Source organism: Stenotrophomonas sp. YJH_SMC_40, assembly GCF_059368615.1.
The window spans coordinates 504,123-526,607 of the sequence record NZ_JCAFRX010000002.1; the positions used below are offsets into that span (position 1 = coordinate 504,123).

Here is a 22,485-nt window from a genome sequence, read left to right on the forward strand (position 1 = left end):
GCCGGTGCGCCGCTTCAATCTTTCCGAGTGGGCGCTGGCCAACCGCCCGCTGGTGCTGTTCGCGATGCTGGCCTTCGCGCTGATCGGCGCGTGGTCGTACAAGCACCTGGGCCAGTCCGAGGATCCACCATTCACCTTCAAGGCGATGGTGGTGCGCACGCTGTGGCCGGGCGCCACCGCCGAACAGGTCTCGCGGCAGGTGACCGAGCCGATCGAGAAGGCGCTGATGAACACCGGCGAGTACGAGTTCATCCGCTCCTATTCGCGCCCCGGCGAATCGCAGGTCATCTTCATGGCCCGCGACAGCCTGCGTTCCAGGCAGATCCCGGACCTGTGGTACCAGGTGCGCAAGCGCGTGGGCGACATCCGTGCGACGCTGCCGCGCGAGATCGTCGGTCCGTTCTTCAACGATGAGTTCGGCGACACCTACGGCAACATCTATGCGTTGACCGGCAAGGGCTTCGACTACGCGGTGATGCGCGACTACGCCGACCGCATCCAGCTGGAACTGCAGCGCGTGCCCGATGTCGGCAAGATCGACCTGGTCGGCCTGCAGGACGAGAAGGTGTGGATCGAGCTGTCCAACACCCGCCTGGCCACGCTGGGTGTGTCGATGCAGCAGGTACAGCAGGCGCTGGCCGACCAGAATGCGGTCACCGGCACCAGCTTCTTCGAGACCGCCACCGACCGCGTGCAGCTGCGCGTGACCGGCCAGTTCAACGACATCGAAGCGATCCGCCAGTTCCCGATCCGCGCCGGTGACCGCACCGTGCACCTGGGCGACATCGCCGAGGTCAAGCGTGGCTTCGCCGATCCGGCGTCGCCGAAGATGCGCTTCATGGGTGAAGAGGCCATCGGCCTGGCAGTGGCGATGAAGGATGGCGGTGACATCCTCAAGCTCGGCGCCAATCTCGATGCCGAGTTCGAGCGCCTGCAGAAGACCCTGCCGGCGGGCATGCAGCTGCGCAAGGTGTCCGACCAGCCGCAGTCGGTGGAAGAGTCGGTCGGCGAGTTCGTGCAGGTGCTGACCGAAGCGGTGGTGATCGTGCTGCTGGTCAGTTTCTTCTCGCTGGGCCTGCGCACCGGCCTGGTGGTGGGCGTGACCATTCCACTGGTGCTGGCGATGACCTTCTTCGTCATGCACTACTTCGACATCGGCCTGCACAAGATTTCGCTGGGTGCACTGGTGCTGGCGCTGGGCCTGCTGGTGGACGATGCGATCATCGCGGTGGAGATGATGGCCACCAAGATGGAGCAGGGTTACGACCGCCTGCGCGCGGCCAGTTTCGCCTGGGAGTCGACCGCGTTCCCGATGCTGACCGGCACGCTGATCACGGCGGCCGGCTTCCTGCCCATCGCTACGGCGGCCTCGAGCACCGGTGAGTACACGCGTTCGCTGTTCCAGGTGGTGACCATCGCGCTGGTGGTGTCGTGGATCGCGGCGGTGCTGTTCATCCCGTACCTGGGCGACAAGATGCTGCCGGACCTGTTCAATCCGCAGCCGCCGAAGCCGGGCAGCGTGTCCGCGCGCTGGCATGCCAAGCGCCAGCAGTGGGCCGACCGCTATCCGGCGCTGGCCAACCTGATCGCGCCGCCGCAGCACGGGCACGACCACGATCCGTACCAGCGCCCGTTCTACCGCAGCTTCCGTCGCTTCCTCGATGGCTGCCTGCGCCACCGCTGGTGGGTGATTGCCGCGACCATTGCCCTGTTCGTGTTCTCGCTGATGATGTTCCGCTTCGTGCCGCAGCAGTTCTTCCCGGATTCGACCCGGCCGGAACTGATGGTGGACATCGAGCTGGCCGAGGGCGCATCGCTGCGCTCGACCCAGGCCCAGGCCGAGAAGCTGGAGAAGCTGCTGTCCAGCCGCGAGGGCATCGCCAACTACGTGTCCTACGTGGGCACCGGTTCGCCGCGCTTCTACCTGCCGCTGGACCAGCAGCTGCCGGCCACCAACTTCGCCCAGTTCGTGGTACTGGCCAAGGACATCAAGGCGCGCGAAAGCACCCGTGACTGGCTGCTGCACGAGGTGATTCCGAAGTTCCCGGACGTGCAGATGCGCGTGACCCGCCTGGAGAACGGCCCGCCGGTCGGCTATCCGGTGCAGATGCGCATTTCCGGCGAGCACATCGAGAAGGTGCAGGCGATCGCGCGCCAGGTCGAAGCCAAGGTGCGTGAGAACCCGCACGTGATGAACGTCAACCTGGACTGGAGCGAGCCGAGCAAGGTGGTGCGGCTGGTGATCGACCAGGAGCGTGCGCGGGCGCTGGGCGTGAGCAGTGCCCAGGTCAGCCAGTTCCTGTCCAGTTCGCTGGCCGGGCAGTCGGTGAGCGTGTACCGCGAGGGCAACCGCCAGATCGAGATGCTGCTGCGTGGCCCGGCCGATGAGCGCAACCAGCTGGAGCTGCTGTCCAGCCTGTCGATGCCGACCGCCAACGGCGGCAGCATCACGCTGTCGCAGGTGGCGACGATGGAGTACGGCTTCGAGGACGGCATCATCTGGCACCGCAACCGCCTGCCGACGGTGACCGTGCGTGCCGACATCAGCGATGGCATGCAGCCGCTGGACGTGGTGCATCAGATCCTGCCGACGCTGGATGGCATCCGTGCCGAGCTGCCGAACGGTTACCTGCTGGAAACCGGCGGTACCGTGGAGGATTCGGCACGTGGCCAGAACTCGATCAAGGCCGGCATGCCGCTGTTCCTGGTGGTGGTGGCCACGCTGCTGATGCTGCAGCTGCGCAGCTTCTCGCGTGCGGCGATGGTGCTGGTGACCGCGCCGCTGGGCATCATCGGCGCGACGTTGTTCCTGCTGCTGTTCCGCGCGCCGTTCGGCTTCGTGGCATTGCTGGGCACGATCGCGCTGGCCGGCATGATCATGCGCAACTCGGTGATCCTGATCGACCAGATCCAGCAGGACATCGATGCCGGGCATGACCGCTGGCATTCGATCATCGATGCGACGGTGCGCCGCTTCCGCCCGATCGTACTGACCGCGCTGGCGGCCGTGCTGGCGATGATTCCGCTGTCGCGCAGCGCGTTCTATGGCTCGATGGCGATCTCGATCATGGGCGGCCTGATCGTGGGCACGGTGCTGACCCTGGTGTTCCTGCCGGCGTTGTACGCGGCATGGTTCCGGGTGAAGCCGGACGAATCCGGGGCGTAATGCCCCGGATTCTGCGGCCGGGCTCGGATCCCTTTCCCGCTGGGAATGGGCTCTGACCCCATCCACGTTGTGCACATCCACGCATGGCGTGGATCTACTGCAGTTGCAGCCCGGTCATTAGCACTGGCAGCAGCCATTCGATGAATACCTGCACGCGTTGTGCGCGGTGCTGCCGATGCGGCTGCAGCAGGGTCACCGGCAATGGTTGCGCCACATGCTGCGGCATCACTTCCACCAGCGCACCGGATTGCAGCTCGGCCTGCACGTCGTAGCGCGGAATCTGCAACAGCCCCAGCCCCGCCACGCAGCACGCGATCGACGCCTCGGCACTGTTCACCCGCACCCAGCCGGGCATCGGCAATGTGCGTAGCTGCGTACCCTCCTGCCACTCCCACGGTTCCACCCGCGCCGTGGTCGGCGACGCGTAGTTCACCGCCCGGTGCTGCTGCAGGTCGGCAGGTTGCTGCGGCACACCGTACTCGCGCAGGTAGGCCGGCGCGGCAACGTTGACGAAGTCGAGCTGGCCCAGCGTGCGCGCGACCAGGCTGGAATCGCCCAGCTGGCCGACCCGCAGCACCGCATCGCAGCCGTCTTCGATCAGGTTCACCGCGCGGTCGGTCATGCCCAGGTCGACTTCCACCTGCGGATGGCGCGCGAAGAAGTCGGGCAGCGCCGGGGCGATGATGCGGCGGCCGATGCGACTTGGCACGTCGATCTTCAGCAGACCCACCGGCTGCGCATCGTCCTGCCGGAACAGCGATTCGGCGTCTTCAACCTCGGCGATCAGGCGCAGGCAGCGGGCATGGAACACGTCGCCGTCGTGGGTGGTGGACACCCGTCGGGTCGAGCGCTGCAGCAGGCGGGTGCCGAGCCGCTGCTCCAGCTCCGCAATGGCTGCCGAGACGGTGGAGCGGGGCAGGCCGAGCTGGTCGGCGGCGCGGGTGAAGCTGGCGCACTCCACCACCCGGGTGAAGATGCGGAAGCGATCGATCCGGTCCATTGTTCGCTGGCTCTGGAAGGTTAAGTCAATGCGGCGGGCTTTATCCGCATTTTCTGCACGATATCGTCGTCAGGGCAGGGCTGCCACCCCGGGCAGCCCCCTCCCGAGACCGACGCCATGACCGACCATTCCCTCAAGGGCAAGACCGTGCTGATCGCCGGTGGCGCCAAGAACCTGGGCGGACTGATCGCCCGCGACTTCGCCAGCCAGGGCGCCAAAGCCATCGTCATCCACTACAACAGCGCCGCCACCCAGGCCGATGCAGAGGCGACCGTCGCCGCCGTGCAGGCCGCTGGCAGCAAGGCGGTTGCCCTGCAGGGCGACCTGACGTCGGCGGCAGCGATGGAGCGCTTGTTCGCCGATGCCGTGGCCGCAGTCGGCCGTCCCGACATCGCCATCAATACGGTCGGCAAGGTGCTGAAGAAGCCGCTGCTGGAGATCGGCGAAGCCGAGTACGACGAGATGAGTGCGGTCAACGCCAAGGCCGCGTTCTTCTTCCTCAAGGAGGCTGGACGCCACGTCAACGACGGTGGCCGCATCTGCACTCTGGTCACCTCACTGCTGGGTGCGTTCACGCCGTTCTATTCCAGCTATGCCGGCACCAAGGCGCCGGTCGAGCATTTCACCCGCGCCGCATCGAAGGAGTTCGGTGAGCGCGGCATCTCGGTGACTGCGATCGGGCCGGGCCCGATGGACACGCCGTTCTTCTACCCGGCCGAGAGTGCCGATGCGCAGGCGTACCACAAGACCGCGGCCGCGCTCTCGGCGTTCACCCGCACCGGCCTGACCGACATCGCCGACATCGTGCCGTGGATCCGCTTCCTGGTCACCGACGGCTGGTGGATGACCGGGCAGACCATCCTGGTCAATGGTGGGTACACCACCAAATAATGCAGCCACGCATGGCGTGGCTCTACAGTAGAGCCACCCCATGGGTGGCGGCCCGCAATGTGCGAAGGGAGAGGCGCCACGCGTGGCGTGGCGCTATCGGATCAATTGAGTTTGGCCAGCACCGCGTCGGTGGCGGCTGCCGTGCTCACCGCCTGGCCCTTGGCGGCCAGATCGGCGGTGAACACGCCATCGTCCAGCACGGCGTGCACGGCGGCTTCCACCGCAGCGGCTTCCGTTTCCAACCCCAGCGAATGGCGCAGCAGCATCGCGGCGCTGAAGATCGTCGCGTACGGATTGGCGACGCCCTTGCCAGCGATGTCCGGGGCCGAACCATGGATCGGTTCGTAGATGCCGACCGCGCCCGGCTCACCCAGCGAGGCCGACGGCAGCAGGCCCAGCGAGCCGGCCAGCATCGAGGCTTCGTCGGTGAGGATGTCGCCGAACATGTTCTCGGTGACGATCACGTCGTACTCGCGCGGCTTGGCCAGCAGGTGCATGGCCATGGAATCGACCAGCTGGTGCTCCAGCGCAACGTCCGGGAATTCCTCGCGGCCGATGCGCGCGGCCACGTCACGCCACAGGCGCGAGGTCTCCAGCACGTTGGCCTTGTCCACCGAGGTGACCTTGCCGCGGCGCTGCCGGGCCAGGCGGAAGGCACTGCGCAGCACGCGTTCGATCTCGGCCACGGTGTAGCGGCACAGGTCGCTGGCGCTGTCGGCGTCGCGGGTCTTGTCGCCGAAGTAGATGCCGCCGGTCAGCTCGCGTACCACCACGAAGTCCACGCCCTGCAGCAGCTCGGCCTTGATCGGCGAGGCGTGCAGTGCGGCTTCGTGGGTACGCACCGGGCGCAGGTTGGCATACAGGCCCAGCGCCTTGCGGATCGCCAGCAGGCCCTGTTCCGGGCGCACCTTGGCGTTGGGATCGGACCACTTCGGGCCGCCGACCGCACCCAGCAGCACCGCGTTGGCGGCCTGGCAGGCAGTCAACGTCGAGGCCGGCAGCGGCTCGCCGTGGCGGTCGATGGCGATGCCACCGATGTCGTGCTCGCTGAAGGTGAAGGTGTGGTTGAAGCGCGTGGCGACAGACTTCAGGACGGCGACTGCCGCGGCGGCCACTTCCGGGCCGATGCCATCACCGGGCAGGACAACAATTTCAGCGTGCATGCTCACTCTCGTAGCGTTCGATTTCAGAGACACGGCCCAACAGATACCCCAACTGGTCGACGCCTTCCAGCAGGCAGGTCTGCGAGAAGCCATCCAGCGGGAAGGAATAGACGCGCCCATCGGGCGTGCGCAGCTCACGTGCGGCCACGTCGATGGTCAGCTCGTCGTCCGGGCGCTGCATCAGCGCCTGCACGTCGGCTTCGTCCAGCACGATCGGCAGCAGGCCGTTCTTCAGCGAGTTGCCGCGGAAGATGTCGGCGATCTCGCTGCTGACGATGGCACGCAGGCCCAGATCGGTCAGCGCCCATGGTGCATGCTCGCGCGACGAGCCGCAGCCGAAGTTGCGGCCCGCCAGCAGGACGCTGCGGCCGGCGTTGTGCGGCTGGTTGAAGGCGAAGTCGGCCACCGGCGAACCGTCGGCCTGCCAGCGCCAGTCATTGAACGCGTTGCGGCCCAGGCCGGCGCGTTCGGTGGTGGACAGGAACCGCGCCGGAATGATCTGGTCGGTGTCGATGTTGGTCTGGCGCAGCACCACGCTGGCCGAGGTCAGGGTATGGAAACCGGCCATCACGCCACCTCCTGTGCGAACAGTTCGCGGGTATCGGCGACGTGCCCGTTCACCGCGGCCCACGCCGCGCTCATCGGTGAGGCCAGCAGCGTGCGCGAACCGGGTCCTTGGCGGCCTTCGAAGTTGCGGTTGCTGGTGCTCACGGCCAGCTGCCCGGGCGCGACCAGATCGCCGTTCATGGCGATGCACATCGAGCAGCCCGGCTCGCGCCACTCGGCACCGGCCGCGCGCACGATCTCGTGGATGCCTTCGGCCTCGGCTTCGCGCTTGACGATCTCCGAGCCCGGCACCACCAGCATGCGCACCCGGTCAGCGACGCGACGGCCGCGCAGCACCTGCGCCACTTCGCGCATGTCGCTCAGGCGGCCATTGGTGCACGAACCGACGAACACCACGTCCACCGGCGTGCCCGCCAGCGCCTTGCCAGCCTGGAAATGCATGTAGTCCAGGCCCTTCTGTGCGGCGGCATCGTTGGCGGCGGGAATCGGTGCATCCACCGCGATGGCGGTGCCCGGATGCGTGCCCCACGTCAGGGTCGGGCGGATGTCGGCGGCGTCGATGTGCACTTCGCTGTCAAAGCGCGCGCCGTCATCGCTGCGCAGCTGCTGCCAGCGCGCCACGGCAGCGTCGAAATCGGCGCCCTTCGGCCCGCGCGGGGTAGCAGCGACGAAGTCGAAGGTGACCTGATCCGGCGCCACCATGCCGGCACGCGCACCCGCCTCGATCGACATGTTGCACAGGGTCATGCGCTGTTCCATGTCCATCGCTTCGATGGTGCTGCCACGGAACTCGATGACGTGGCCGGTGCCGCCGTTGACGCCGATCACGCCGATGATGTGCAGGACCACGTCCTTGGCGCCGACGCCGGGCGCCAGCGGGCCATCGACGGTGATCGCGAAGGTCTTCGCCTTGCGCTGCAGCAGGCACTGCGTGGCCAGCACGTGGCCGACTTCACTGGTGCCGATGCCGAAGGCCAGTGAACCGAACGCACCGTGGGTGGAGGTGTGGCTGTCGCCGCAGACGATGGTCATGCCGGGCTGGGTGAAGCCTTGTTCCGGCGCGATCACGTGGACGATGCCGCGATTGTCCGAGGCCATGTCGAACAGTTCGATGCCGTGTTCGGCGCAGTTGCGTGCCAGGGTGGCGACCTGCGCTTCGGAGGCGGCGCTGGCGTAAGGCAGCGTACCGTCGGCGGCAGGCGGCAGGGTTGGCGTGGAGTGGTCCATCGTCGCCTTGGTGCGGTCCGGGCGGCGCGGCGACAGGCCGCGCTCGCGCAGTTCGGTGAACGCCTGCGGCGAGGTCACCTCGTGGATCAGGTGCAGGTCGATGTACAGCACGGCGGGGGCGCTGTCGGTTTCGGGAACCACCACGTGGGCGTCCCACAGTTTGTCGTACAGGGTGCGGGGTGCGGAAGTCATGCGTATGCCTGGCAGAAGTACGAAATAGCGAACATCAGTAAAGAAAACGGAACGGTCAAGTCAGCGACGGCGGGCGAGCACGCGCAGGCGCACGTAGTCGGCCAGCGGCTCGCCCGCGGCATTGCGCGGCAGCTCGGCCAGCAACGCGGTGGCGGCCTCGCGCACGGTAGCGCGGGCCTCGGCCGGCAGGTCGTCCAGCAGTGGTGCGGCGAAGACCCGCAGCCAGCCGGCCACGCCGGTCGGCAGTGCGGTCGGGCGCGGCGTGCACTCGATCAGTTGCACCTGGAAGCCATGCTGGCGCAGGCGGTCGGCGTAGGCATCGGCCGTCGGGAAATACCACTGGAAGGTGCTGGCGCCATGGCCGTGGGCCACGCGCGCGGCCTGTACCGCCGCGATGATCGTGGCCACGTTGCCGTGGCCACCGAATTCGGCGACAAAGCGGCCGCCGGGGCGCAGGGCGCGGCGCACGCCTTCCAGCACGCGGTCCGGAATCGTCATCCAATGCAGTGCGGCATTGCTGAACACTGCATCGAACTCGCTGTCGAACGACAGCGCGTGGCCGTCCATCACCTGCGCGTCGACACCGCGTGCTCGGGCGGCGACCACCAGTTCCGGCGAAGCATCCACGCCGTGGATGCGTGCGCCGCCCAGCGCCAGTTCGGTACTGAGTACGCCATCGCCACAGCCCAGGTCGAGGATGCGCTCACCGGCGCGCGGGTCGAGCAGGCGCGAGACCGCGCCGCCGAGCAGCGGGACGAAGCCGGCGTCGATCGCATAGTCCTGGGCGTTCCACTGCTGGCCAGCGGCGCTGGCCGGGGTGAAGGTGTCGAAGGCGCTCATGGCGGGTTCCTCAGGCGGTGGCAGGGGTGGGAACGTCGGTGTTGCTGTGGGCGGTAGCCTGGCGCTGGCGCAGCAGGCGGTTGGCCACATCCAGCCAGGCCAGCGCGGAGGCTTCGATGATGTCCTTGCTGGTGCCGGTGCCGTCGTACTCCACGCCCTCGTGGCGCACGCTCAGGTTGGCCTCACCGCGCGCATCGGCGCCGATGCCGACGCTGTGCACGTGGTAGCTGTCCAGCATCAGCTGCACACCGGTGGCGGCCGACAGTGCGCCGAACAGCGCATCGACCGGGCCGTCGCCCTGCGCGGTCTCGGCCACGCGGTTGCCATCCGGATCGGACAGTTCGACCAGTGCGTTGGCGCGGCTGCCGACATCGCTGATGGTCATCGAGGCCAAGCGGTAGCCCTGTGCGTTGGAGCCGCCCTGCATCAGCGTCTGCAGGTCGGCATCGGTGACCACGCGCTGCTGTTCGCACAGACCCTTGAACTGCTCGAACACCAGCTTCAGTTCGTCTTCGTCCAGCCAGAAGCCCAGCGCACGCAGGCGAGCTTCAACGGCGGCACGGCCACTGTGGCGGCCCAGCACCATCTGCGAGTCCTCCCAGCCCACGTCTTCCGGGCGCATGATTTCGTAGGTACCGCGATGGCGCAGCATGCCGTGCTGGTGGATGCCCGATTCGTGGGCGAACGCATTGGCGCCGACGATGGCCTTGTTGCGCTGCACCGGCATGCCGACAAGGCGCTGCAGCAACTGCGAGGTGCCGACGATGCGCGGGGTGTTGATCGAACTGTCCTGCTCGTAGAAGGCCTGGCGCACCTTCAGCACCATCGCGATCTCTTCCAGCGAACAGTTGCCGGCGCGCTCGCCGATGCCGTTGACGGTGCACTCGACCTGGCGCGCGCCGCCTTCGATGGCGGCCAGCGAGTTGGCCACGGCCAGGCCCAGATCATTGTGGCAGTGCGCGCTGAAGATCACGTTGGCCGCGTTCGGCACGTCGGCGACGCCGGCGATGACCTGCTGGAACATCGCGCGGATTTCTTCCGGCGTGGTGAAGCCGACGGTGTCGGGCAGGTTGATGGTGGTGGCACCGGCGGCGATCGCCACGCGCGCGACTTCGATCAGGTAATCCAGCTCGGTACGGGTGGCATCCTCGGCCGAGAACTCGACATCGTCGATGTAGGAGCGGGCCAGCGATACATGCTTGCGTACCGATTCCAGCACCTGCTCGCGGGTCATGCGCAGCTTGTGCTCGCGGTGCAACGGGCTGGTCGACAGGAACACGTGCAGGCGCGGGTTGGCCGCAGCTTCCAGGGCACGCGCCGAGGTTTCGATATCGGCCTGCAGGCAGCGCGACAGCACCGCCAGGCTCAGGCTCGGGCGGCGCAGCTCACGGCCGATCAGGGCCATCGCCTCGCGGTCGGACTGCGAGCTGGCCGGAAAGCCGGTTTCGATGATGTCCACACCCAGTTCGTCCAGCGCACGCGCCATCACCAGCTTCTGCGGCGGGCTCATGCTGCAGCCGGGGGACTGCTCGCCGTCACGCAGGGTGGTGTCGAAGATGCGGATGCGCGGGGTGGTAATTCGTTCGATGGTGGTCACAGGGAAATCTCCTCGACAGCGGGCGTTGCGGCTTGCAGGTGGGAAGGGGAAGAGGTGGGGGAGGACGGCGCGCTGGCCCTGGCGGGCGAGCGGGGTGTTTCGCTGCGCCGTCGCCGCGGTTTGCGCGGCGGGCGCGGCCGGATGTCGGTGAGCAGGCCGGCCAGCACGCCGGCATCGATGTTGCCGCCGGACACCACCGCGCACTTGCGGCGGCCGGCGACGCGGCGGCCGGCAGCCAGCGCCAGCGCGCCGGCGCCCTCGGCGATGATGTGTTCTTCCAGCGCCAGCCGCACCAAGGTTTCGCGCAGCTCGGCTTCGCGCACGATCACCACGTCGTCCAGCAGCGAGGTGCACAGGCGGCGGGTCAGGAAGCCGGGAATCTTCACCCGCACGCCGTCGGCCAGCGAGGCGACGGGTGCGATCTCGCGCACGTCGCCGCGGATCGCGCGTGCCATCGAATCAACGCCTTCCACCTGCGCGCCGACCACGCGCACGCCCTGTGATTTCAGCGCCAGGGCCACGCCGGAAGCCAGGCCACCGCCACCGATCGGCACGATCACCACGTCCGGGGCATGCGCGGCCAGCTCGATGCCGACCGTGCCCTGGCCGGCGATCACGTCGGCATCGTCGAACGCGGACAGGAAGCGGTAGCCGTGGCGTTGTGCCAGTTCGACCGCGAAGGCGTAGGCTTCGTCATAGCTGTTGCCGTGCTGGCGCACGGTCGCGCCCCAGTGGGCGACGCCGGCGATCTTGGTGGCGGGTGCACCATGCGGCATCACAGTGATGGCCGGCACATCCAGGCGATAGGCGGCCCAGGCCACGCCCTGGGCGTGGTTGCCGGCCGAGGCGCAGATCACCGGCCGGGTGTCGCCGCGTTCGCGGCCGGCCAGCAGTGCATTCAATGCGCCGCGCACCTTGTAGGAACCGGTGCGCTGCAGGTTCTCCAGCTTCAGCCAGGTACCGAAGCGTTCGGCGTGGTGCAGCGGGGTGGGCGGCAGGAAGCGGCGCAGGCGGGCCTGCGCTGCCAGGACGTCGGCGACGCTTACGTCGCCGACATCGCTTTCCTGGCTGGTGTCAGCGGCCGGCATGGGCCACCAGCGCGGTGCGGAAGACCGCCGCATGCGGGCACGGGCGGCGAAGAAGACGCCTCCGTACCGGCACCGTGGTCGCTACGGTACGGGTGTTCATGGTGATACTCCTTCCACGGCGGTGACCTGCACGGACACGCAGTCGTAGATCTTCTCGATCTGCCGGCACAGCGTTTCCGCCGGGCGCTGGCCATCGACGACCAGCTGCAGGTGCCAGCGGCCATCGTCGGCGGCCACCGGCGCACCGCTGATCGCACGCGGCGCAAAGCCGCGGCGTTCGGCCATGCCGATCACGCGCAGCAGCGCGCCTTCGGCCGGGTGCAGCACCAGGTCAAGCCGGTATTGCATTGGGGGTCTCCTGGCGGGCGTGGGCGGGATTGCTTTCCAGCATCGTGCTGTTGGCGGTGTTCGGCGGCACCAGCGGCCACACGTTGGCGCGTGCATCGATGGCCACGTGCAGCAGCGCGGGGCCGGGCTCGGCCAGCAGCGCGGCCAGGCCGCCTTCCACGTCGTCGCGGTTGTCGATGCGGGTGGCGGCAATGCCGAACACCTGCGCCAGGGCTACGAAGTCCGGGTTGTCGGACAGGTCGATCTCGCTGTAACGCTCGGCGAAGAACAGTTCCTGCCACTGCCGCACCATGCCCAGCGAACTGTTGTCCAGCAACACGATCTTCACCGGCAGGCGGCAGCGGGCGATGGTCGCCAGCTCCTGCACGTTCATCATGAAGCTGCCATCGCCGGACACCAGTACCACGGTGCGCTCCGGGCAGGCGAACTGCGCACCCATCGCCGCTGGCAGGCCGAAGCCCATCGTGCCCAGTGCGCCACTGGTCAGGTGATTGCGGGGGTGGTTGAAGCGGCAGTGCTGGGCCACCCACATCTGGTGCTGACCGACATCGCAGGCGATCACCGCATCGGTCGGTGCCAGCTCGCTCAGGCGCTTCAGCAGCGCCGGGGCGTAGATGTGCTGGCCCGGTGCGTCGTAGCGGGCAGCGAAGCGGTCGCGGTGCTGCGCACAGCGCTTGCGCCAGGCGTCCTGGTGGGCCCTGGGGGAGGGGAAGGCCGCACGCAGGGCACGGATGGCGTGACCGACGTTGCCAGGCACGGCGATGTCGGCAGTGCGCAGCTTCGAGATCTCGTAGGCGTCAGCATCGATGTGGACGACGCGGGCGAATGGCGCGAACTCGGCCAGCTTGCCGGTCGCGCGGTCATCGAAACGCGCGCCCAGCACCAGTAGCAGGTCGCTTTCCTGCACCGCCATGTTGGCCGCGCGGGTGCCGTGCATGCCCAGCATGCCCAGCGACTGCGGATGGTGGGCCGGCAGTGCACCCAGGCCGCGCAGGGTCATCACGGTGGGGATGGCACTGGCCTCGACGAAGTCGCGCAGGTCCTGCACGGCATCACCCAGGGCGATGCCGCCACCTGCGTAGACCACCGGCTTCTCGGCCGCCGCCAGCGCGGCGATGGCCTCGGCGATGGCGGCCTCGGCCGGGGCCGGCGGCGGTTCGACGCTGCTGGGCACATGCGCCGGCAGATGGCTGGCATCGGCCAGCTGCACATCCTTGGGCAGGTCGATCAGCACCGGGCCGGGGCGACCCTCACGGGCAATGCGGAACGCATCGGCCACCACGCGCGGCAGGTCATCGACGCTGCGCACCAGCCAGCTGTGCTTGACGATCGGCATCGTCAGGCCGAACACATCCAGTTCCTGGAAGGCGTCGGTGCCCAGCAGCGGCGTGCCGACCTGGCCGGTGATGCAGACCATCGGTACCGAATCCAGCATCGCATCGGCAATGCCGGTCACCAGGTTCGAGGCGCCCGGGCCGGAGGTGGCCACGCAGACGCCCACCTGGTTGCTGGCGCGGGCGAAGCCGTTGGCGGCCAGCGCCGCGCCCTGCTCATGGCGTACCAGGATGTGCTTCAGCGACGAATCCACCAGCGCGTCGTAGAACGGCATGATGGTGCCACCGGGATAGCCGAACAGCGTGCGGACGCCTTCGGCCTCCAGCGCCTGGGTCAGCCAGCGCGCGCCGTTGGGCGGCGCGCTGCGATGTGTCGAAGAGTTCATGGGGGAACCTTGCAAAGCGGGTGGGGGAGGCCGCGTGGTTACGCGGCCTGTCCTTGCAACCAGACCATCTTGGCGCGCAGTTCCTTGCCCACCTTTTCGATCGGGTGCTCCAGGTCGGCCTGCTTGAACCTGTTGTAGTTCGGCAGGCCCGCTTCATACTCGGCCACCCAGTTCTTGGTGAAGGTGCCGTCCTGGATGTCCTTCAGCACTTCCTTCATGCGCTCCTTGGTGCCGGCATCGATCACGCGCGGGCCGCTGACGTAGTCGCCGTACTGCGCGGTCTCCGAGATGAACTCCAACATGCGCGAGATACCGCCTTCATAGAACAGGTCCACGATCAGCTTCAGTTCGTGCAGCACTTCGTAATAGGCGATCTCCGGCTGGTAGCCGGCTTCGACCAGGGTCTCGAAACCGGCCTGCACCAGCGCCGAGGCACCGCCGCACAGCACCGCCTGCTCACCGAACAGATCGGTTTCGGTCTCTTCCTTGAAGGTGGTCTGGATCAGGTTGGCGCGCGCACCGCCGAGGCCGGCCGCATAGGCCTGCGCATGCTGCGCTGCCTTGCCGCTGACATCCTGGTAGACCGCCCAGATGCACGGCACGCCACGGCCGATCTCGTACTCACGGCGCACCAGCGCGCCGGGGCCCTTCGGCGCGACCAGCACCACGTCCAGGTCGGCACGCGGCTCGATCATCCCGTAATGCACGTTCAGGCCGTGCGCGAACAGCAGGCATGCACCCTGTTTCATGTTCGGCGCCAGCACGTCGTTGTAGAGCTTCTTCTGCACCATGTCCGGGGTCAGCACGGCAACCAGGTCGGCGTCCTTCACGGCCTCGGCGGGCGCGATCACGGTGAAGCCATCGGCCTGCGCCTTGGCTTCGGTCGGCCCGCCCGGACGCAGGCCTACCACCACGTCGAAGCCGGATTCGCGCAGGTTCAGTGCGTGGGCGCGGCCCTGGCTGCCGTAGCCGATGACGGCGATCTTGGTCTGGGGCAGGTCGTTGGTGCTCATGGGGGAGGTTCCTTGCGGTGGGAAGAAAAAAGAACGGCCGGTCGTCGAGGTGACGTGCCGGCCGGTCAGGGGAAAGCGGTGGAGGAGGCGCCGCGCATCGCACAGGCACAGCCACCACGAGGCGTGGTGGTGCAGGTCCGGGTTGTGCGATGAGCGTTGGTCATGGTGGTTGCGTCTGAAACCAGGTTCTGAAATGAAAAAACCCGCACCGGGGCGGGTGCGGGTTTTTGAAGAGTTCCGGTGTGTGTGTTGCTTACACGCTGGCTCGTCCCGCACCTGTTGGTTGGGTAATAAGTACGAGCACAAGAATCGAACGCAGCGAGGCGGCGCCGGTGTCGGCGGCTTCGATGTGGGTTCGCGGTGGCGTGTTGTGGTGCAACATGTGATCGAGAGAAACACAGCCATTTCGGCGGTGTCAACCCTCGCGACGGATTTTCTATCGGTTTCCGCTGCATCCAGCGCAATCGCTTGCGGCACAAGGATGGTTGCTGCTGAAAGTGTTTCGGTGAACCCGAATTCACTCCTTTCGGGGCGGTTTTTGCGCGGAATCCGGTGGATTTTTCCGCCCAAGGATCAACGTCCATGACGTCTGTCCGATACCGCGTGAAGGCCGCAGCGGCGAAGATCGGGGAACCACCCGTCCATCGGAACCCGACCGTGTCCCGACGCCTTGCCCGTTCCCTGCTCGCCGCCGCCGTACTGGCTGCCGTACCCGCGCTGTCCTTCGCCGCCGACCGCATCACCGGCCACACCTTCGCCACCCGTTCAGAGGTGATCGCCCCGCATGCGATGGCCGCGACCTCGCAACCACTGGCCACCCAGATCGCGCTGGACGTGATGAAGGGCGGCGGTTCGGCAGTGGACGCGGCGATTGCCGCCAACGCCGCGCTCGGCCTGATGGAGCCGACCGGCAACGGCATCGGCGGCGACCTTTTCGCCATCGTGTGGGACCCGAAGACGCAGAAGCTCTACGGCTACAACGGCTCGGGCCGCTCGCCGAAGTCGCTCACCCTGGCCGAGTTCCAGCGCCGTGGCCTGAAGGACATCCCGGCCACCGGTCCACTGCCGGTGTCGGTGCCGGGTGCCGTCGACGGCTGGTTCGCGCTGCACGACCGCTTCGGTCGCAAGCCGATGGCCGGCAACCTGGCGCCGGCCATCCGCTACGCCCGCGAGGGTCACCCGGTGGCCGAGGTGATCGCCTACTACTGGGACCGCTCGGTGCCCAAGTTGTCGCAGTACCCGGGCTTCAAGGAGCAGTTCACGATCAACGGCCACGCCCCGCGCAAGGGCGAGATGTGGAAGAACGCGAACCTGGCCAGCACCCTGCAGAAGATCGCCGACGGTGGCCGCGACGCCTTCTACAAGGGCGAGATCGCCCACACCATCGGCGACTACTTCAAGGCCAACGGTGGCTACCTGAGCTACCAGGACATGGCTGACCATCATGGCGAGTGGGTCGAACCGGTCAGCAGCAACTACCGTGGCTACGACGTCTGGGAACTGCCGCCGAACAGCCAGGGCATCGCCGCACTGCAGATCCTCAATGTGCTGGAAGGCTACGACTTCTCGAAGATCCCGTTCGGTTCACCGGAACACGTGCACCTGTTTGTCGAAGCGAAGAAGCTGGCCTTTGCCGACCGTGCGCGTTTCTACGCCGACATGGCGTTCCAGCCGGCACCGGTGCAGAAGCTCATCTCCAAGGAGTACGCCGCGCAGCGTCGTGCGCTGATCTCGATGGACAAGGCGTTGAAGGAAGTGCAGCCGGGCACGCCGAAGCAGCTGGAGGAGGGCGACACGATCTACATGACCGTGGCCGACGCCGACGGCATGATGGTTTCGCTGATCCAGTCCAACTACCGTGGCATGGGCAGCGGCATGGCACCGCCCGGTCTGGGTTTCATCCTGCAGGACCGTGGCGAGATGTTCGTGCTGCAGAAGAACCATCCCAACGGCTACGCGCCGGGCAAGCGTCCATTCCAGACCATCATTCCGGGGTTCATCACCAAGGGCGGCAAGCCGTATGCCAGCTTCGGCGTGATGGGCGGCGCGATGCAGCCGCAGGGCCATGCGCAGATCGTGATGAACCTGGTGGATTTCGGGATGAACCTGCAGGAAGCCGGTGATGCGCCGCGCATCCAGCACGAAGGCTCGACTGAACCGACGGGTCAGGCCACGGCGATGACCGACGGTGGTGAAGTGAATCTGGAAACCGGCTTCCCGTACGAGACGGTGCGTGCGCTGATGCGCAAGGGGCATCGCATCGTGTTCGCCGATGGGCCTTATGGCGGGTACCAGGCGATCATGCGCGATCCCGAGAGCGGGATGTATTACGGTGCGTCGGAGAGCCCCAAGGACGGGCAGGCGGCGGGGTATTGAGGTTTCCCGGCCACCGGGCTGAGCCCCCTCTGCGGTGGTGGTTCGTGGAAGCGGGATCATGTGATTGGGCCGGGCGGGTGGGCTGTTCGGGGGACGGCGTGAATCCGTCCCTGGAAGCTTGGCAGCCGCATCCATGCGGCTGACACCCCCGCCCAGCCCACCCGCCCGGCCCCTGACAGTTTCCGTGGCCGCCACCGCAGGAAGAAAAAGAAGAAGATCAAAAGCAAAGGCAACAGCAACAGCCGCGCGCTGTGGGTTGGGGTCGGATCCGTTTTCCGAAGGAAAACGGATCCGACCCCTTCTTGTTTTCCGATACACCTCATCCACGCATAGCGTGGAAAACCAACCGTCACCGGGAAATTGTCGGAAGCGGGGAGGGGGCCGATGGCGGGACCGTCCACGGCATGGATGCCGTGGCCGAGCCTACAGGGACGTACTTGCGGCGTGTCCCGCCATCGGCCCCCTCCCCGCCAAACCAGCAGAAATCCAGAGCCGCTTTTGAAGTTGTTGTTGCCGTTGCTTGAAAAAAGCGGTGCAGCCGCAGGCTGCAAAACAACCCTCAATCCTGATCGTGCGCGCGCGCTGCCTCGGCCTGCGTCTCCTCCTGCGCCGCCATCTCGCGTGCGATCCACGCATCGATCATGTGCCGCTGGCGCTGCGCCTGCCGCCGCTCGCGCGTGTACTCCTGGTCCAGCACCCGGTACAGCGACACCATCACCAGCACCATCAGCAGCGCGAATGGCAATGCCGCGATCGTGATCATGCCCTGCAGCGCGTCCAGGCCTCCGGCCAGCAGCAACGCCGCTGCGATCAGTGCCACCGCAATGCCCCAGGCCAGCTTGCGCTTCAACGGTGGGTCGCCAGCCTCGTCGGTGGACATGCTGGCCAGCACCAGGACCGCCGAATCGGCCGAGGTCACGAAGAAGATCATCAGCAGCACCAGCGCGATGCACGACAGCAACAGCGGTAGCGGCATGCTGTTGAACAGTGTGAACAACACCGTCTCGTAGCCATTGCCAAGCGCCTGCACCAGATCGGCGTGGCCGAAGATCTGTGCCCACAACGCAGTGCCGCCGAACACCGCGAACCAGAAGAAGCCCAGCAGCGTCGGTGCGAGCACGACACCGATCACGAACTCGCGCACGCTGCGGCCGCGCGAGATGCGCGCAATGAACGATCCCACGAACGGCGCCCACGAGATCCACCAGGCCCAGTAGAAGATCGTCCAGTCCGCCACCCAGGTGCTGCCGGAGAACGGTGACATGCGCAGGCTCATCGTCACCAGCTGGTTGAGGTAGGAGCCCAGCGTGGTGGTGAACGTATCGAAGATGAAGCCGGTCGGCCCCAGCACCAGCAGGATGGCCGCCAGCAGGGCAGCCAACGCCAGGTTGAAGTTGGACAGCCACTTCACACCTCGCTCTACGCCACTGGCGGTGGAGGCCATGTACAGCACGAAGGCGACGGCAATGATGGTCATCTGCACGGCGACGGTAGCCTGCACGCTGAAGACGCGTTCGATACCGGCAGCAATCTGGATGGTGCCGAAGCCGAGCGTGGTGGCGACACCGATCGCAGTGGCAACTACGGCGGCGATGTTGACCACCCGACCGATCCAGCCGCGATGGTGGCGGCCGATGATCGGCTGCAGCATGTCGCTGACCAGGCCGCGTCCATTGCGGTTGAACTGGAACCAGGCCATCGCCAGGCCGATCAGTGCGTAGATCGCCCACGGGTGCAGGCCCCAGTGGAAGAACGCATAGCGCATCGATGCGCGCGCTGCATCCAGGCTTTGCGGCGCCAGGCCTTCCGGCGGCTTGCTGAAATGCGAGATGGGCTCGGCCGCACCCCAGAACACCAGGCCGATGCCCATGCCGGCGGCGAACAGCATCGACATCCAGCTGGCACGCGAGAACTCGGGTTCGGCGTCCTCGCCGCCGATGCGCAGGTTGCCGAAGCGGCCGAACGCCAGGTACATCAGGAACACCAGCGCCAGGAACACCACCAGCAGGTACAGCCAGCCGACACTGCGGATGACTTCTGCCAGCATCGACTGGACCACGGTGTTGAAGGGGCCGGGGGCGATACCGGCGAGCAGCACCAGCAGCAGAACCAGTGCGATGGAAACGCGAAACACCATGAAGGAGCTTCTCCGATCAAGGGCGATTGAGGGGAGCGAGCAGAGCTTGCGGCGAAGGGCCGGCGGCATGCAGCACGGACCGGGCAGGGGCCGCGAAGGCGGCGGGGAACGCATCGATCTCAGCAACGCGATGGCGTGCACGTTACTGAACGCGACGTCATGGTTCCGTTAACGAATGGCGATCTGATCCCGGAGGCGGGCGGTCTATGCTCTAATGCGCACCAAGAAGCGGGGGTACCGGGCCATGTGGCCACGGTTGAGACAGTCCCTTGGAACCTGATCCGGCTCATACCGGCGTAGGGAAGCTTTGCAATGCAGCCGTGCCCGGACTCCGCCCAAGGACCGTTCGTGTGCGGGTGCCGTGCGCCGCCGCTTCGTCCCTGACCTTCCTGGACGATGCCCGATGAACGCACAGCTCTCAGCCCTGCAGCAACAGGCCCAGCAACTCTCCGCATCCGTGACCCGGCCCATTCCCGGCTCGCGCAAGATCCACGTGCCCGGTTCACGCCCGGATCTGCAGGTGCCGATGCGCGAGATCGCGCTGACCCGTACGCCGACGCTGTTCGGTGGCGAAGAGAATGCGCCGGTGACCGTTTACGACACGTCGGGCCCGTACACCGACCCGGAGGTGCGCATCGATCTGTCCGCCGGTTTGCCGGCACTGCGTCGCGGCTGGGTGGAAGAGCGCGGTGATACCGAGCAGCTTGAAGGACTGAGTTCTTCGTTCGGTCGCGATCGCGAGCATGACCCGAAGCTTGACGCGGTGCGTTTCCCCGCGCGCAGCCTGCCACGCCGTGCACGTGCCGGTGCCAACGTCACCCAGATGCATTACGCGCGCCGCGGCATCATCACGCCGGAAATGGAATTCGTCGCCATCCGCGAGAACCAGCGCCTGGACGCGATCCGCGATGCCGGCCTGCTGCAGCAGCACCCGGGCGAGGCCTTCGGTGCGTCGATCCAGAGAGTCATCACCCCGGAGTTCGTGCGCGACGAAATCGCCCGTGGCCGTGCGGTGCTGCCCAACAACATCAACCACCCGGAAAGCGAGCCGATGATCATCGGCCGCAATTTCCTGACCAAGATCAACGCCAACATCGGCAACAGCGCGGTGTCTTCCGGCATCGCCGAGGAAGTGGAGAAGCTGGTGTGGGCGATCCGCTGGGGCGGTGACACGGTGATGGACCTGTCCACCGGCAAGCACATCCACGAGACGCGCGAATGGATCATCCGCAACTCGCCGGTGGCGATCGGTACCGTGCCGATCTACCAGGCCCTGGAGAAGGTTGACGGCCGCGCCGAGGCACTGACCTGGGAGATCTTCCGCGACACTCTGATCGAGCAGGCCGAGCAGGGCGTGGACTACTTCACCATCCACGCCGGCGTGCTGCTGCGCTACGTGCCGCTTACCGCCAAGCGTGTTACCGGCATCGTCAGCCGCGGCGGCTCGATCATGGCCAAGTGGTGCCTGGCGCACCACAAGGAGAACTTCGTCTACACGCATTTCGAAGACATCTGCGAAATCATGAAGGCCTACGACGTGACCTTCTCGCTGGGCGACGGCCTGCGCCCGGGTTGCATCGCTGATGCCAACGACGCGGCGCAGTTCGGCGAACTGGAAACGCTGGGTGAACTGACGAAGATCGCCTGGAAACACGATGTGCAGACCATGATCGAAGGCCCCGGCCACGTGCCGATGCAGCTGATCAAGGAAAACATGGACAAGCAGCTGCGCGAATGCGGCGAAGCGCCGTTCTACACGCTGGGCCCGCTGACGACCGACATCGCGCCGGGCTACGACCACATCACCAGTGCGATCGGCGCGGCGATGATCGGCTGGTTTGGCACGGCCATGCTCTGCTACGTGACGCCGAAGGAGCACCTGGGCCTGCCCAACCGCCAGGACGTGCGCGACGGCATCATGGCTTATCGCATTGCCGCGCACGCGGCCGACCTGGCCAAGGGGCATCCGGGCGCACAGGTACGCGACAACGCGCTGAGCAAGGCGCGCTTCGAGTTCCGCTGGCAGGACCAGTTCCACCTGGGCCTGGATCCGGAAAAGGCCAAGGAATTCCACGACGAGACACTGCCGAAGGACGCGCACAAGCTGGCCCACTTCTGCTCGATGTGCGGACCGCACTTCTGTTCGATGAAGATCACCCAGGACGTGCGCGACTACGCCGAGGCCGGCATGAAGGAGAAGTCGCAGGAGTTCCGTGCTGGCGGGGCCGAGGTCTACCGCCAGGGGTGACGGGTAACGGGTAGTGCCGGCCGCTGGCCAGCATTCCGTCGTGCACGGACCGGGGAGAGTGCTGGTCAATGGCCGGCACTACCGTTCATCACGCCGCGCCCGGCTATCCTCCGCGCATCGCCCAGGGGAAAGGACGCCATGCCCGTTGCCACGACCACCCGCTGGCTGGCCATCGCCCGCCGCCATCCTTCGGCCTGGCTCCTGGCCGCCCAGTTGATCGCGGTACTGCTGTATCCCGCCCTCGATGACACCGCCGCTGGCCGGGCGGCGCTGGGCATGTTCGGCATGGCGGTACTCGGCCTGGCGCTGTGGGTGGTCCAGCGCAGTCCATTGGGAACCTGGCTGGCATTGCTGCTGGCCATTCCATCGGTGGTGTTCTCGCTGGCTGGCGCGCTGCTGGACCGCAGCGCGCTGCTGACCACCGCGCAGCTGCTGGAAAGCCTGCTGTACTTCTATACGGCCGGGGCATTGATCGCCTACATGCTGCAGGACCATCGAGTAACACGCGACGAACTGTTCGCGGCCGGGGCAACCTTCACCCTGCTGGCCTGGGGGTTCGCCTTTGCATTCGCGGTGTGCCAACAGTGGTATCCAGGCAGTTTCCAGGGTGCGACGGCCGGCCCCGAGCGCAGTTGGATGGAGCTGCTTTATCTGAGCTTCAGCTTGTTGTCCGGAGTTGGATTGAGTGACGTCGTGCCGTTGCACCCGCAGGCACGGGCCCTGGTGATGCTCGAACAGTTCGCAGGCGTCATGTATATCGGCCTTGTGGTGTCGCGTCTGGTCGGATTGACCATGCTTCGGCGCATGTGAAAATGAACGCCAGATAAAAATTTCGCGCCCATAAGGGCGCGAATGGTGATGCAGATTATGTGAATGCGTCGGCGAGAGAGAGCCTGAGTGTCGACCCCGTCA

The 22,485-nt window shown here is 66.7% G+C and carries 16 protein-coding genes and 1 riboswitch; of the genes, 5 read left to right on the forward strand and 11 right to left on the reverse strand.

The window, feature by feature from the left end; all coding sequences use genetic code 11:
- The first annotated feature begins 4 nt into the window (after positions 1-4).
- Complete coding sequence (locus tag AC5P6X_RS05285) at positions 5-3,166, forward strand: efflux RND transporter permease subunit (protein WP_005410957.1); 3,162 nt, start codon at positions 5-7, stop codon at positions 3,164-3,166.
- 94 nt (positions 3,167-3,260) lie between these two features.
- On the opposite strand, the gene AC5P6X_RS05290 is transcribed toward AC5P6X_RS05285, so the two are convergent.
- A complete protein-coding gene (locus tag AC5P6X_RS05290) occupies positions 3,261-4,166 on the reverse strand; it encodes a LysR family transcriptional regulator (protein WP_049450543.1) in 906 nt (301 codons plus the stop codon).
- A 117-nt stretch (positions 4,167-4,283) separates the two neighbouring features.
- Between AC5P6X_RS05290 and AC5P6X_RS05295 the strand changes: the two genes are divergently transcribed.
- The gene (locus AC5P6X_RS05295; RefSeq protein ID WP_099605463.1) at positions 4,284-5,057 is read left to right on the forward strand and encodes an SDR family oxidoreductase; all 774 of its coding nucleotides are present in this window, start codon (positions 4,284-4,286) and stop codon (positions 5,055-5,057) included.
- 101 nt (positions 5,058-5,158) lie between these two features.
- On the opposite strand, the gene leuB is transcribed toward AC5P6X_RS05295, so the two are convergent.
- The 9 genes from leuB to ilvC form a co-directional block, all read right to left on the reverse strand.
- Entirely contained in the window at positions 5,159-6,220 is a 1,062-nt protein-coding gene (leuB, locus tag AC5P6X_RS05300; protein ID WP_088436240.1) for a 3-isopropylmalate dehydrogenase, read from the reverse strand.
- Positions 6,210-6,788, reverse strand: a complete 579-nt coding sequence (leuD, locus tag AC5P6X_RS05305) for a 3-isopropylmalate dehydratase small subunit (protein WP_088436239.1) — start codon at positions 6,786-6,788, stop codon at positions 6,210-6,212. Before leuD ends, leuB begins: the two co-directional genes overlap by 11 nt.
- Positions 6,788-8,206, reverse strand: coding sequence for a 3-isopropylmalate dehydratase large subunit (gene leuC, locus AC5P6X_RS05310; RefSeq protein ID WP_005414408.1), 1,419 nt, complete (start codon positions 8,204-8,206; stop codon positions 6,788-6,790). The genes leuD and leuC overlap by 1 nt, the downstream gene beginning before the upstream one ends.
- A gap of 60 nt (positions 8,207-8,266) precedes the next feature.
- Positions 8,267-9,046 carry a class I SAM-dependent methyltransferase gene (locus AC5P6X_RS05315; protein WP_049450538.1) on the reverse strand — a complete coding sequence of 260 codons (780 nt, stop codon included), beginning with the start codon at positions 9,044-9,046 and terminating at the stop codon, positions 8,267-8,269.
- A 10-nt stretch (positions 9,047-9,056) separates the two neighbouring features.
- Positions 9,057-10,643, reverse strand: coding sequence for a 2-isopropylmalate synthase (locus tag AC5P6X_RS05320; protein WP_049450537.1), 1,587 nt, complete (start codon positions 10,641-10,643; stop codon positions 9,057-9,059).
- On the reverse strand, positions 10,640-11,731 hold the full coding sequence (locus AC5P6X_RS05325) for a threonine dehydratase (RefSeq protein WP_049450535.1): 1,092 nt from the start codon (positions 11,729-11,731) through the stop codon (positions 10,640-10,642). The genes AC5P6X_RS05320 and AC5P6X_RS05325 overlap by 4 nt, the downstream gene beginning before the upstream one ends.
- A gap of 96 nt (positions 11,732-11,827) precedes the next feature.
- Positions 11,828-12,079 (reverse strand): ACT domain-containing protein, encoded by a 252-nt coding sequence (locus AC5P6X_RS05330; RefSeq protein ID WP_005410947.1) that lies wholly within the window; start codon positions 12,077-12,079, stop codon positions 11,828-11,830.
- Positions 12,063-13,799, reverse strand: a complete 1,737-nt coding sequence (ilvG, locus tag AC5P6X_RS05335) for an acetolactate synthase 2 catalytic subunit (RefSeq protein WP_005414404.1) — start codon at positions 13,797-13,799, stop codon at positions 12,063-12,065. The genes AC5P6X_RS05330 and ilvG overlap by 17 nt, the downstream gene beginning before the upstream one ends.
- A gap of 38 nt (positions 13,800-13,837) precedes the next feature.
- Positions 13,838-14,812: a ketol-acid reductoisomerase gene (gene ilvC / locus AC5P6X_RS05340; protein WP_049450533.1), complete on the reverse strand. Its 975-nt coding sequence runs from the start codon at positions 14,810-14,812 to the stop codon at positions 13,838-13,840.
- 657 nt (positions 14,813-15,469) lie between these two features.
- Between ilvC and ggt the strand changes: the two genes are divergently transcribed.
- Positions 15,470-17,188, forward strand: coding sequence for a gamma-glutamyltransferase (gene ggt, locus AC5P6X_RS05345; RefSeq protein ID WP_495215342.1), 1,719 nt, complete (start codon positions 15,470-15,472; stop codon positions 17,186-17,188).
- Positions 17,189-17,747: 559 nt separating this feature from the next.
- Here the strand turns inward: ggt and AC5P6X_RS05350 are convergent.
- Positions 17,748-19,325, reverse strand: coding sequence for a BCCT family transporter (locus tag AC5P6X_RS05350; protein WP_049450532.1), 1,578 nt, complete (start codon positions 19,323-19,325; stop codon positions 17,748-17,750).
- A 220-nt stretch (positions 19,326-19,545) separates the two neighbouring features.
- Positions 19,546-19,646: riboswitch (TPP riboswitch) on the forward strand.
- Positions 19,647-19,728: 82 nt separating this feature from the next.
- On the opposite strand from AC5P6X_RS05350, the gene thiC reads away from it, so the two are divergent.
- Both thiC and AC5P6X_RS05360 read left to right on the forward strand, forming a co-directional pair.
- Positions 19,729-21,573 carry a phosphomethylpyrimidine synthase ThiC gene (thiC, locus tag AC5P6X_RS05355; protein ID WP_495215343.1) on the forward strand — a complete coding sequence of 615 codons (1,845 nt, stop codon included), beginning with the start codon at positions 19,729-19,731 and terminating at the stop codon, positions 21,571-21,573.
- 138 nt (positions 21,574-21,711) lie between these two features.
- Positions 21,712-22,383 (forward strand): ion channel, encoded by a 672-nt coding sequence (locus AC5P6X_RS05360; protein ID WP_005410941.1) that lies wholly within the window; start codon positions 21,712-21,714, stop codon positions 22,381-22,383.
- Positions 22,384-22,485: the final 102 nt, after the last annotated feature.